This window comes from Micromonospora matsumotoense (assembly GCF_050951065.1).
Lineage (GTDB): Bacteria > Actinomycetota > Actinomycetes > Mycobacteriales > Micromonosporaceae > Micromonospora > Micromonospora matsumotoensis.
In genome coordinates, this window is sequence record NZ_CP192025.1 from 5,033,358 (window position 1) to 5,045,603 (window position 12,246).

A 12,246-nucleotide genomic window follows, 5' to 3' on the forward strand; every position below is an offset into this window, starting at 1 on the left:
AGTACGACATGGCACGATCGAAGGTGGCGATCATCGGCGGAGGGCCGGCCGGTAGCGTCGCGGGCCTCACGCTGCGCAAACTCGGCCACGAGGTGACGATCTACGAGCGGCTCTCGCTGCCCCGCTACCGGATCGGCGAGTCGCTGCTGCCCGGCACGATGTCGATCCTCAACCGCCTTGGTCTCCAGGAGAAGATCGACGCGCAGAACTACGTCAAGAAGCCGTCCGCGACGTTCCTGTGGGGTCAGGACCAGGCGCCGTGGACGTTCTCGTTCGCGGCCCCCAAGGTCACGCCGTGGGTCTTCGACCATGCCGTACAGGTCAAGCGGGAGGATTTCGACCGTCTCCTGCTGGACGAGGCCCGCAGCCGTGGCGTCACCGTCCACGAGGACACCCCGGTCACCGACGTGGATCTGTCCGACCCGGACCGCGTGGTGCTGACCGTGCGGCAGGGCGGCGAGAACGTGTCCGTCGAGAGCGACTTCGTCATCGACGCCGGTGGTTCCGGCAGCCTGCTCGCCCGCAAGCTCGGCGTGCGGCAGTACGACGAGTTCTACCGCAACTTCGCGATTTGGTCGTACTTCCGGCTCAAGGACCCGTTCGAGGGCGACCTGAAAGGCACCACCTACTCGATCACGTTCGAGGACGGCTGGGTCTGGATGATCCCGCTGAAGGGCGACCTGTACAGCGTCGGCCTGGTCGTGGACCGCTCGAAGTCCGCCGAGGTACGGGCCCGCGGCGCCGACGAGTTCTACACCAGCACGCTCGCCAAGTGCGCGCGGGCGATGGGCATCCTGAACGGCGCGGAGCAGGTGGACGAGGTCCGCATCGTGCAGGACTGGTCGTACGACACCTCGCTCTACTCCGCCGACCGGTTCTTCCTCTGCGGCGACGCGGCCTGCTTCACCGACCCGTTGTTCTCGCAGGGCGTGCACCTGGCCTCGCAGTCGGCGGTCTCCGCGGCGGCGGCCATCGACCGGATCACCAGCCACGGCGACGAGCGGGACGCGGTGCACGCCTGGTACAACCGCACCTACCGCGAGGCGTACGAGCAGTACCACCAGTTCCTCGCCTCGTTCTACACGTTCGCGTCGTTCACCGAGCCGGACTCCGAGTTCTGGCGCAAGCGGCGGATCACCGAGTCCGACGACGACCGGCTGGTCCGGCGGCAGTGGTTCGAGAGCCTGGCGGCGAACGGCCCGGAGGCATCCGGCGGCACGGTGGCGACGTTCCGCGACCGGGCGTCCACGATGATCTCCATCGGCCGCCACCAGCGCCCCGACCTCAGCGACGATTTCAGCGAGGCCGAGCTGAACGCCGCCCGGGTGCGCTGGATCAGCGACCTCACCGCCCGGCTGAACAACATCAGCCGCTTCCGCTGGTCCGGCGGCAAGGCCGTGCTGAAGCCGTACTACGGCGTCGAGCCGACCGGCTTCCGGCTGGAGCACCGCGAGGTGCTGGCCAACGAGGACGGGCTCGACCTGACCCGCTACGCGATGGACGACGAGACCCGGCAGATCTTCCAGGACCTCGCCGAGGAGGAGTTCGGCTACCGGACGCTCGTCAAGCGCCTCGGCGCCGCCGGCCGCCAGGAACAGAGCACCCAGCTCGTCATCCGCCTGATGGAGGCCGGGCTGCTCAACGGCTACGACGACAACGGCGACAAGGTCTTCATCCAGGGCCGTCTGCACTTCGGCGGCGTCGGCGTCGAGTACGAGGTCTGACCGCACCGACCGGCCGCCGGGACGACACCCGGCGGCCGGCACCCCCTCACCGCACCGAAGGAGACCAAACGGTGGAGTACACGCGGCTGCGGGACCTCAAGGTCTCCCGCATCGGCCTCGGCACGATGGGCTTTTCGTTCGGCTACACCGGCTCCGGCTCGGACGACGCGGGCTCGGTACGCGCCGTGCACCGCGCCCTCGACCTGGGCGTGACCATGCTGGACACCGCCGAGGTGTACGGCCCGTACACGAACGAGGAGCTGCTGCGCCGCGCGATCGCCGGTCGCCGCGACCGGGTGGTGATCGCCACCAAGTTCGGCCTGATGTCCCACGTGGGCGGCGCACCCGGCGAACCGGACAGCAGCCCCGCCAACGTCCGCGCGGCCGTGACCGGTTCGCTGCGGCGGCTCGGCACCGACCACCTCGACCTCTGCTACCAGCACCGGGTGGACCCGAAGGTCGCGATCGAGGACACCGTCGGCGCGCTCGCCGAACTGGTCGCCGAAGGCAAGATCCGGCACATCGGTCTTTCCGAGGCCGGGCCCACCACCGTCCGCCGGGCGCACGCCGTCCACCCGATCACCGCGGTCCAGTCCGAGTACTCGCTGTGGACGCGCGACCCGGAGGAGAACGTGCTGCCGGTGCTGCGCGAACTCGGCATCGGCTTCGTCGCGTACTCGCCGCTCGGCCACGGTTTCCTCACCGGCACGGTCCGCACCTCCGGCACGTTCGGCCCGGCCGACCTGCGCGCCGACAACCCGCGCTTCACCGCGGACAACCTGCCGCGGAACCTGCGCATCGTGCACGAGATCGAGGCCGTCGCCGCCGAGGCGGGCGCCACCAGCGCGCAGGTTGCCCTCGCCTGGCTGCTGGCCTGCGGCGACGACGTCGTCCCGATCCCCGGAACCAGCCGCCCGGCCCACGTCGAGGAGAACCTGGCGGCGGCCGGCCTGCGGCTCGGCGCCGCTCAGCTGGCCCGGCTGGACGCCCTGCCGGTCGCCGCCGGCGAACACCACACCGAGGAACAGATGCGGATGATGGACCGGTCGTAGCTCAGGGCCGCGGCCCGGCCGCCGCGCGCGGCAGCGTCACCAGCACCAGCGCCGCGCCGGCCGCCATCACCGCGAAGACCAGGCCCATCCCGTACGCCTCGGACAGCGGGCCCACCACCACCGGCGCGGTGATCGCGCCGGTCCGGGACAGCGCGGACACGATCGACGCGGTGCCGGCCGCCGGGATGCAGTACCGGGTGGACAGGTGGTCGGCCGCGCCGATCCCGGGCAGCGTCACCACCAGCAGCGCGAGCCACGGCGACGCGTGCCCGGCGACGACCAGCAGGCCGCCGATCGAGGCCGCCGTCGTGACCGCGCCGCCGGTCAGCGCGACGGCCCGCGCCCCGAACGCGGCCAGCAGCCTGTCCAGCACCAGCCGCGACGCCACCAGGCCGACGCCGAACAGCACCGGCGCCGCGGCGGCCAGCGGTGCCGTGGCGTCCAGGCCCCGGCTCAGCGCCAGCCCGGTCCACTCCTGGCCCGGACTCTCCACTAGCTCGCCGCCAGCGCGGCCAGCCCGAGCACCCCGGAAGATCACCTGGTACGCGGGGGATGGCACAAACACCGTCTCAGGATGCTCACTCCGGAGGACCGCTGCTTCGCCGCACGATCCCGAGTCCGCTGCGAAGCAGCATGCGTGTGTAGTGGCCCGTGTGCAGGAGCAACGACAGAGTTCCGCTATCACCTCGACGAGCCTGTCCGAGCTTCACCTTCCCCCCGCGGAGCCATCCCCCTGTTGCAGGCCGTCCTGGCTCTACAAGGCGCCTACACGCCGTCCACCCACGATGAATCGGTGCATTGACACCGTACTGAATAGACGAACTCGGGCACACTTCCTAAACCATCCTAGGAGGGAACTTCTCGGCCACACCGGTGCCCAGAGCGTCGAGGAGGGCGCCGAGATCATCGTGCGGATGGCCGTGATCGGGCCGGACGGCCCGACGGGTGGCTACTTCGCCGCCACCGGTCCGGTTCCCTGGTGACGCATCGAGGCCACCCGCTGCCGGGACAGCACCCGGAGGCCGTATCCGTCGAACGATCAACCAGTCACAGCCGTAGAAGGGGCCGAGTATGGAAAAGCCGCGCAGGGTAGAGGTCGTCCTGGACTTCATGTGTGTGCATTCCTATCGCGGATTCAGCCGCTTTACACGAGTCACTCGTCGCTTCCGCGCCGATGGCGGCCAGGTGGAGACGGTCTACTGCCCGTTCCAGCTCCAGCCCGAAGCTTCCTCCGCGGGCGAGCCGCTATTCGAGGTCTGGAAACGGCAGCGCGGCGAGGAGGTCGCGCGTGCCCTCGTATCCGATGAGTCGTTCGGTGTTGCCGGCGGTCTTGAGCTGAACTTCGGTCGGGCATGGTTCACCAACACGTTCGACGCGCACCGGATCCATGCTCAGGCGTCTGCCCAGGGAAGGGGCGAGCAGATGGCCGAACGGCTGTTCCGGGCCTACTTCACCGACGGACTGAACATCGCCGATCCTGACACGCTTACCCGAATCGCAAGCGAGACGGGAGTGGTGACCAGCGAGACCGGTGCCGCCGGCCTGCGGGCCGAACTTGAGCGGGTACGACGGTTCGGCGTCCAGCCGCCGGCTTTCCGCTTCGAGGGCGGACCTGTCCTGGAAGGAGAGCAGTCCGAGGAGCTGTTCCTCACGACCCTCATGAGGTGATCGCCAAGCCACCATCAGCACCCCTCGCCCCCCGCCGCCGACGATGCGGGAGGGCGGCGCCCATGTGCAGCTCCTTGGCCTACCCCGGGGGTACCAGTGCAAGGTTCCTGAAAGCGTCGGGATAGCAGTGGTTGCTGAGACCGACAACAGCGGGTGCTGCTCACCGGTCAACATCGAAAGCGCCCGGGCGACCTCGTAGACGTCTGCTCGCACGTCGGTGCTCGTCGTACCCGCATCGGCTCTGCCGTTGTGGCCTGCGTAAGCGCGCGCTACCGCGTATCCGAAGTTTCGTTCTACCCAGGTCAGGGTCGTTGATTTCGCCAACCGGGCATCGGCCACCGCCCGCCTGGTGCTCACCAACCGCCGCGGCTTGGCCACCTTCACCGCCGGATTGTCCGCCGCCGCGACGAACCCGTCCGCCACCGCCCGCTTGTACAGACACCGCAACGCCGCGATCAGATGCTCCGCCGCACTCCGCCCACCCCGCGCATTGCGACGCGCCACCACATGCGTCCTGACGTACTCCGCCAACCACTCGATCTCCGACGGACTCGGCTCATCCAACCGGCCACTGCCCCCAGTGCTCCACCACCCGCTTCCAATACGACCCGTACGCCCGCCGCGTACCCGCGGCCGCGTCCTCAGTCATCACACCGGACCGGATCGCAGCCGCCGCCGGGCGCGGTGCTCTCCAGATGCGCCGGCAGCATGCGGCTACAACGCCGCAGCGACAGCGTCGAGCACCCGGATCGGGCGCAACAGGTCGTCGTAGCCGATCGGGGGGTGACCGGTCCCGACCATCCGCAGGAACGCCTCCAGACCCGGGGCGACGTACCAGTCGTCGAGCACCAGCGGGCGGGCGGCGATGCCGGTGCGCCCCACCACCATGGCGTGGAACGGCACCCGGGCGATCTCCTCCGGCCGGACCAGGTTCACCACGACCAGGGTGTCGCCGACCCGCACCCGGGCGATCACGGTCTCGGCGCTGCGCTCCACCCGTACCTCGCCGATCTCGCCGGGTACCAGCCGCAGCGCCACGTCGACCGAATGGATCCCGTAGAACCAGATCCCGCCGTACGGGCTGGCCTCGTCGGCCGGCCCGGTGGTGACCACCACCTGCGGCGTGCCGACGGTGGGCAGCTCGGCGACCAGCGCCTCGGTGTCCGGAATCCAACGCAGCGCCGAATAGGACGTCAGCAGCGCGTCGTGTTCCCGGGCCACCGCCACGATCGCCTCGGCGTCGGCCACCGAGCAGGCCAACGGCTTGTCCACGAAGACCGGCAGCCCTTCGGCCAGGAACGGCACCGCGTGTTCGCGGTGCAGCCCACCGTGCCGGTCAGTGATGATCACAGCGTCGACCTGGCCGAGCAGCTCGGTCGGGGCGTCCACGATGCGCTCCACGCCGCCGTGCGCCCGGAGTTGCTCGTTGCGCTCGGTCGCCCCGCCGGCCAGCGCCACCACCCGGGTGCCGGGCGCCAACTCCCGGACGTTGAGATACTCCAGGATCTGGTCGACATGGGTGTTCTCGGTGCCGATCATCCCGATCCGCATCAGCGGGCCCGTCCCAACCGGACCGGCCGGCCGGTGCTGGCCGACTCGTAGACCCCGAGCACCAGCTCCAGCGCCCGCCGGCCGTCCAGCGTGCCGACCAGCGGCTTGCGCCCCTGCTCGACCGCGTCGATGAAGTCCAGGTACTGGTCGCGGTGCGCGTCGTCGATCGACTGGCTGCCGGCCGCCCCGCCCAGGTCGACCGCATGGTTGCCGTCCGGCTGGTCACCGGGGCGCTCGCCGTCGACCGTGTGGAAGTAGGTCAGTTCCTCGCGCTCGATCACCGCGCTCCCCCGGTCACCGTGTACGGAGAGCCGCACCGGAAGGCCCGGATAGGCGGCGGTGGTGGCGGACAGCGAACCGATCGCCCCGCTGGCGAAGCGGACGGTCGCCGCCACGGTGTCCTCGACGTCGATCCGGTCGTGGGCCAGCCGGTCGACGTACGCCTGCACCTCGACGGGCTCGCCCAACACCCAGAGCAGCAGGTCGGCCACGTGGATGCCCTGGTTCATCAGGGCGCCGCCGCCGTCGAGCGCCAGGGTGCCCCGCCAGCCACCCGAGTCGTAGTACTCCTGCGGCCGCCAGAACGTCGACTCGGCGATCCCGGAGGTGATCCGGCCCAGGCGGCCGGACACGACGGCCTCGTGCAGGAAGGCCGACGCCCGCTGGAAGCGGCGCTGGCTGATCACCCCGACCGTCCGGCCGGTCTCCTGCTCCGCCGCGATCACCCGGTCGGCAGCGGCCAGCGACACGTCGATCGGCTTCTCCACCAGCACGTGCTTGCCGGCCTGCAGCGCGGTCACCGCCGCGTCGGCGTGCGCGCCGCTGGGCAGGCAGACCGCCACCGCGTCCACGTCGTCGCGGACGCACGCCTGCCGCAGGCTGGTCAGCGGGTCACCGCCGAACTTGGCGGTCAACCGCACCGCCCGGGTGAGGTCGGTGTCGACCACCGCCACCAGCCGCCCCCGTTCGCCCAGCGAGGCGATCAGCCGCGCGTGCGTCGTCCCGATCACTCCTGCGCCTACCACCGCGAACCGCATGGCGCGGCCTCCTCTCGATCCGGTCCTGTTCGATTCGGTCGCGTTCGATCCGGTCATGTCGTCCATCGGCGCACCGCGCCGCCGGAGTCGGCGCTGTCCTGGGCCAACAGGGCGATCCGGGTGGCGGCCAGGCTCGCCGCCGTGTCCACCTCGGGCTCCCGGCCGGCGGCCAGGGCACCCAGCGCGTCGGCGGCCGGACGCCGGCCCGGCGGCAGCTCGACCTCCCAGGGCGGGCGTTCGGCGGTGGCCGCCAGCAGCCGGCCCTGCGCCCAGTACAGCTCGGCGGTGCCGAGGGTGCCGGTCAACCGCATCCGGTAGTCGCCGTGGTGGGGCGCGGCAGCCGGGGTGAGCCAGCTGACCTCGATGGTGGCGGCGACCGGGCCGGCCTGCAGCAGCAGTGCGCCGTAGGTGGCGAAGTCCGGCCGGGACGGGTCGCTCACCCCCACCACGGTGCCCTCGGTCGCACCGGAGAGCAGCAGGACCAGGTCGACGTCGTGGACGGCGAGATCACCGAGGATGCCGCCGTAGCTGGCCCGGCGCAGAAACCACGGTGGCCGGGTCGGCCGGTTGAGCTTGTGCGGGCCGGTGCTCGCCACCAGCACCAGCTCGCCCAGCTCACCGCTGTCGAGCAGGGCGCGGGCGGCAAGCGTCTCGGGATAGTGCCGCTTTTCCAGCAGCAGCGAGACGATCCGCCCGTGCCGCTGGGCAGCGGTGGCGATCTCGTCCAGCTCGGCCAGGTCGGTGCAGAGCGGCTTGTCGGCGAGCACGTGCGCGCCGGCGCGCAGCGCGTCGAGCACCGCCGCCGCCCGTTCGGCGTAGACGCCGGCGACCAGCACCACGTTCGGGTGCTGCTCGTCGAGAAGCCGGCGATGCTCGGTGTAGGCCGGCACGCCCTGCTCGGTCGCGTACCGCTCGGCGAGCTCCGGGTCCGGGTCACTGACCCCGACCAGAGTCACCGAATGTTGGTGGGGAAGCTCGTCGAAGGCGTACCGCACGTGGGGGTGGGCGGCGCCCAGCACGGCCAGCCGGATCACCGCGCCACTCCCGTCGCGCGTCGGCCGGTCCGCTGGGGTTCGGATGCCTCGGGCATGCGCCCATCCAATCGTGCAACCGGTTGCACGTCAACCCGCCCGACGGGTATTTCCGCAGCTGACCGGGTTCTCCGGGCTGACCGCGCGACAGGCCAGAGCACCGAGGTCGGGCCCACCGGCCGGCTCAACACGACCGCAGGTAGCCGGCCGGGTCGCGGTCCAGCCCGGCCATCCGCTCGGTCAACGCCGACCGCATCCCGGCGTCGGCGGCCAGGTCGGGGGCGAGCAGCTCCAGCAGACCGGCCGCCGAGTCGGCCCCGGTGACCGCACCCGCCAGTGCCGCCGCCCGAGGGTCGCGCAGGGGTACGCCGGCCAGCACCCGGCGGCGGCAGCGCACCCCCCAGGCGGCCACCACGAGCAGCCCCCGCGAGCCGGCCCCGGTCACGCGGATCGTCGGCACGATCCGCTGGGCGAGCTTCTGGGAGCCGTCCACCGCGATCTGGTCCAGCCGGTGGGCGAGGCGGGGATGACCGAAGCGGGCCAGCATGGTCTCGACGTAGCCGGTCAGGTCCAGTGGGGAATCGAGCGCGGGCTGCGCCTCGCTCCGCAGGTACCGGCCGGCCAGGTCGGCCAGGACCGACCGGTCCAGCGCGGCGGCCACGGTCTCGCAGCCGAGCAGCAGCCCCACCTCGGCGAGCAGGCTGTGGGCGGCGTTGAGCAGCCGCAACTTCACCGCCGAGTACGGTGCGACGTCGTCGACCAGCCGGACGCCGGCCAGCTCCCAGGCCGGGCGACCGGCCGGGAAGTCGTCGACCACGGCCCACTGCCGGTACGGCTCGCCGACCACCACCGCCTCGTCCCGGACGCCGAGCAGCCGGGCGGCCTGCTCCCGGTCGGCCTCGGTGCTGGCCGGCGTGATCCGGTCGACGACGGTGTCCGGGAAGGTCACCCGGTCGGCCAACCAGTCCAGCAGCCCGCCCCGGGCGGCATCCCCGGCGCCGGCGACGATCCGCTCGGCGCCGCCACGCACCGCGGCGGCCAGCACCGCGCCGTTGCCGACCAGGTTGTCGCAGGAGACCAGGGCCACCGGCGCCGCGCCGGCCCGGTACCGCGCCAGCAGGCCGGCCAGCAGCAACCCGGGCGCTGTCCGCCAGACCCGGTCCGGATCCGGAATTCCGCGGCCCAGCGCGGCCAGGTCGTTGGCGAGTTCGGCGTCGTCCGGACGCGGCACGCCCGTCACCGGGTCGACCCGGTAGCCGGCCTCGGTGATGGTCAGGGTGACGACCCGGACCGCCGGGTCGGCCAGCGCGGCGACCACCGCGGCCGGTTCCTCGGCCGCGCAGCGGGCGTCGCGCAGCAGCCCGTTCACCCGGATCCGGTCCTCGGCCACCCCCCGGATCAGCACCGACGAGAGCAGCTGCTGCCGGCGCAGCGCGGCCACCGTCGCCGCCGAACGGGGGGCGACGGCGAGCACCCCCCAGTCCCCGCCGCCGGCCTCGACCGCGTCGGCGGTGAAGTCGAACACGTGGGAACGGGCGAAAGCGCCCAGCCCGAGGTGCACGATGCCGGTCGCCGCGGCCTGCACCGCCGGCACCGGCCGCAGCTCCGCCGCCAACGCTGCCACCGCCGATCGGTTCAGCACCGCCGTTCGGTCAAGCTCAGACACTCGATGCTCCTTCTCGTCGCCGGCACCGGTACAGCGGACTCCTGCAACCGGTTACAGTATTCATCGTCGAACCGGCAGGAGGCAGCCGTGCACACGGAGCAGGACGTGATCGGGGCCGGCCACCCGGACCGGGTGTTGGCCCAGGCAGAGCTCACCGAGGTGCTGCACCGAGGCCTCGCGGCGCTCCGGCTCGACGGGGCGCGGGTGTTGGTCATCGTGCCGGACGCCACCCGCAGCATCCCACTGGATCAGCTCTTCGACACCGTGTACGACACCCTTGCCCCCCAGACGGCGGCGCTCGACGTGCTGATCGCGCTCGGCACCCACCCGATGATGACGCCGTTGCAGATCGCCGACCGGTTCGGCTGCCCCGACCCGGCGGCGCTGGCCCGGCGCTGGCCGGGGGTGACCTTCCACAACCACCGCTGGGACGATCCGGCGACCTTCGTCGAGCTGGGCCGGATCACGGCCGGCGAGCTGGCCGAGCTCAGCGGGGGGCGACTGGTCGAGGATGTCCCCGTCCGGGTCAACCGGATGGTCACCGAGTACGACGCCTGCCTGGTCGTCGGGCCGGTCTTCCCACACGAGGTGGTCGGCTTCTCCGGCGGCGACAAGTACTTCTTCCCCGGTGTCTCCGGCCCCGAGCTGATCAACGTCTCGCACTGGCTCGGCGCCCTGATCACCTCGGTGGAGATCATCGGGACGCTGGGCATCACCCCCGTCCGGGCGCTGATCGAGCGGGCCGCCGCCCTGATTCCGACCCGCCGGCTGACCGTCGCGGCGGTGATCGGGCCGGGCGGCGGCGTGCAGGGCGCGTACGTCGGCCCCACCCGCCCGGCCTGGGCCGCTGCGGCCCAGCTCTCCGCCCAGGTCAACATCCGCTACCTGGACGAGCCGGTGCGCCGGGTGGTCTCGGTCATGCCACTGATGTACGACGATATCTGGACCGCCGCCAAGGGCATGTACAAGCTGGAACCGGTGGTCGCCGACGGCGGCGAGTTGATCATCTATGCCCCGCACGTCCGCACCTTCTCAATCACCCACGACCGGCACATCCGGCAGGTCGGCTACCACTGCCGGGACTATTTCCTGGCCGATCCGGCCCGCTTCGCCGACGTGCCCCGGGGGGTGCTCGCGCACTCCACCCACCTGCGCGGCGCGGGCAGCTACGACCCGGCCACCGGGCGGGAGAGCGGCCGGATCACGGTCACCCTGGCCACTGCGATCCCGGCGCAGGAGTGCCGGGCGGCCAACCTGTCCTACCGCGACCCGGCGGGGCTCGATCTCACGGCGCTCGCCGCCGACCCGGAAACCCTGGTCGTGCCCCGGGCCGGCGAGCTGCTCTACCGGCTGCGCTGAACCGGCCGGCGGCAGCCGGCCGGACCGCTGCCGTGCAGGTCCGGACCGCTGCCGTGCAGGTCCGGACCAGTGCCGTGCGGGCGAGCGGCTACCCGCCGGTGCGCTGCTGGCCTAGGGCCGGCGCGGACCACCCCTCGGCGGCGGGCCGGTGGTGACCCGCACGACCAGCGAGGTGTCCAGCAGCAGCCGGGTGTCGGCCAGCGGGGTGCCAGGGGTGAGCATCCCGGCCAGCAGGTCCACCGCCGCGGCGCCAGCCTCGGCGGAACGGGCCGAGACGGTGGTCAGCGGTGGATAGGTCCGGGTGGCCAGCACGTCGTCGCAGCCGACCACGCTCAGCCCGGCCGGCACTCCGACGCCCTGCTCGCTCAGCCCGGCGAGCACCCCTTGGGCGACCAGGTCGTCGAAGGCGACCACGGCGGTGGCTCCGGTGGCCAACAGTGCCGGCACCGCCAGTCGACCCAGCTCGAAGGTGGCCCGCCCGGCGGGCACCATCAGCACCTCGACGCCGAGCCGGTCGCCGGCCCGTTTGACCGCCCGCCGTCGCTGCCGGTTGGACCAGGAGCCGGCCGGCCCGCTCAGGTAGGCGATCCGGCGGTGTCCCAGCTCGTGCAGGTGCTCGACCGCCTGGCCGACCGCCCGGGTGGTGTCGATGAGCACCCGGGGGATGCCCTCGACGTCCCGGTTGACCAGCACCAGTGGCCGGCGCTCGGCGTGTGCCCGAATCCGTTCGTCGGTCAGCCTGGACGAGGCGAGCACGAACCCCTCGACCTGGGTGGAAAGCTGCCTGAGCAGGATTTCCTCCCGGGCCGGGTCCTCGTCGGCGTCGCCGAGGAAGACCGCGAAGCCGGCCCGGTCGGCCCGGCCCTGCACGGCCCTGATCATCGGCGGGAAGAACGGGTTGGCGATGTCCGGTACGACCAGCGCGAGGTTGCCGAACCGGCCGGTGGACAGCGCCCGGGCCACCCGGTTCGGCACGTAGCCCAGGTGGCGGGCGGCCTCCTGCACCCGCTCGACGGTCTCCGGCCGGAGCATCTGCGGGCGGCCGAAGGCGCGCGAGACGGTGGCCCGGGAGACTCCGGCGGCGGCAGCCACCTCGCCGATGGTGGGTGCGGCGTCGCCCGGTCCCCGTCCGGTTCCGCGCATTGGCATGGCCGCAGC

10 protein-coding genes are annotated in these 12,246 nt (G+C 72.1%); 4 read left to right on the forward strand and 6 right to left on the reverse strand.

Going from position 1 to position 12,246, the window contains the following annotated elements; genetic code table 11:
* Window positions 1–8 precede the first annotated feature (8 nt).
* The gene (cmlS, locus tag ACQP1S_RS21220; protein WP_432898287.1) at window positions 9–1,724 is read left to right on the forward strand and encodes a chloramphenicol-biosynthetic FADH2-dependent halogenase CmlS; all 1,716 of its coding nucleotides are present in this window, start codon (window positions 9–11) and stop codon (window positions 1,722–1,724) included.
* Between the two features lie 71 nt (window positions 1,725–1,795).
* Complete coding sequence (locus ACQP1S_RS21225) at window positions 1,796–2,776, forward strand: aldo/keto reductase (protein WP_432898290.1); 981 nt, start codon at window positions 1,796–1,798, stop codon at window positions 2,774–2,776.
* Window position 2,777: 1 nt separating this feature from the next.
* Here the strand turns inward: ACQP1S_RS21225 and ACQP1S_RS21230 are convergent, their stop codons facing one another.
* The gene (locus ACQP1S_RS21230; protein ID WP_432898292.1) at window positions 2,778–3,269 is read right to left on the reverse strand and encodes a hypothetical protein; all 492 of its coding nucleotides are present in this window, start codon (window positions 3,267–3,269) and stop codon (window positions 2,778–2,780) included.
* Window positions 3,270–3,847: 578 nt separating this feature from the next.
* On the opposite strand from ACQP1S_RS21230, the gene ACQP1S_RS21235 reads away from it, so the two are divergent.
* Window positions 3,848–4,444 (forward strand): DsbA family oxidoreductase, encoded by a 597-nt coding sequence (locus ACQP1S_RS21235; RefSeq protein ID WP_432898295.1) that lies wholly within the window; start codon window positions 3,848–3,850, stop codon window positions 4,442–4,444.
* A gap of 714 nt (window positions 4,445–5,158) precedes the next feature.
* Here ACQP1S_RS21235 and ACQP1S_RS21240 read toward each other — a convergent pair.
* From ACQP1S_RS21240 to ACQP1S_RS21255, 4 genes are all read right to left on the reverse strand, one after another.
* Entirely contained in the window at window positions 5,159–5,995 is an 837-nt protein-coding gene (locus tag ACQP1S_RS21240; protein ID WP_091252942.1) for a Gfo/Idh/MocA family protein, read from the reverse strand.
* A complete protein-coding gene (locus ACQP1S_RS21245) occupies window positions 5,995–7,032 on the reverse strand; it encodes a Gfo/Idh/MocA family protein (protein WP_432898299.1) in 1,038 nt (345 codons plus the stop codon). Before ACQP1S_RS21245 ends, ACQP1S_RS21240 begins: the two co-directional genes overlap by 1 nt.
* Window positions 7,033–7,085: 53 nt before the next feature.
* Window positions 7,086–8,066, reverse strand: a complete 981-nt coding sequence (locus tag ACQP1S_RS21250; protein WP_432898302.1) for a Gfo/Idh/MocA family protein — start codon at window positions 8,064–8,066, stop codon at window positions 7,086–7,088.
* 181 nt (window positions 8,067–8,247) lie between these two features.
* Window positions 8,248–9,729 (reverse strand): mannitol dehydrogenase family protein, encoded by a 1,482-nt coding sequence (locus tag ACQP1S_RS21255; RefSeq protein WP_432898305.1) that lies wholly within the window; start codon window positions 9,727–9,729, stop codon window positions 8,248–8,250.
* A gap of 87 nt (window positions 9,730–9,816) precedes the next feature.
* Between ACQP1S_RS21255 and ACQP1S_RS21260 the strand changes: the two genes are divergently transcribed.
* Window positions 9,817–11,088 (forward strand): lactate racemase domain-containing protein, encoded by a 1,272-nt coding sequence (locus ACQP1S_RS21260; protein ID WP_432898308.1) that lies wholly within the window; start codon window positions 9,817–9,819, stop codon window positions 11,086–11,088.
* Between the two features lie 111 nt (window positions 11,089–11,199).
* Here the strand turns inward: ACQP1S_RS21260 and ACQP1S_RS21265 are convergent, their stop codons facing one another.
* Complete coding sequence (locus tag ACQP1S_RS21265) at window positions 11,200–12,237, reverse strand: LacI family DNA-binding transcriptional regulator (RefSeq protein ID WP_432898311.1); 1,038 nt, start codon at window positions 12,235–12,237, stop codon at window positions 11,200–11,202.
* Window positions 12,238–12,246 lie beyond the last annotated feature (9 nt).

Bases quoted from the DNA above. Each gene is read 5' to 3' on its own strand.
- cmlS (WP_432898287.1), top strand. From the start codon at position 9: ATGGCACGATCGAAGGTGGCGATCATCGGCGGAGGGCCGGCCGGTAGC.
- ACQP1S_RS21235 (WP_432898295.1), top strand. From the start codon at position 3,848: ATGGAAAAGCCGCGCAGGGTAGAGGTCGTCCTGGACTTCATGTGTGTG.
- ACQP1S_RS21240 (WP_091252942.1), bottom strand. From the start codon at position 5,995: ATGCGGATCGGGATGATCGGCACCGAGAACACCCATGTCGACCAGATC.
- ACQP1S_RS21245 (WP_432898299.1), bottom strand. From the start codon at position 7,032: ATGCGGTTCGCGGTGGTAGGCGCAGGAGTGATCGGGACGACGCACGCG.
- ACQP1S_RS21265 (WP_432898311.1), bottom strand. From the start codon at position 12,237: ATGCCAATGCGCGGAACCGGACGGGGACCGGGCGACGCCGCACCCACC.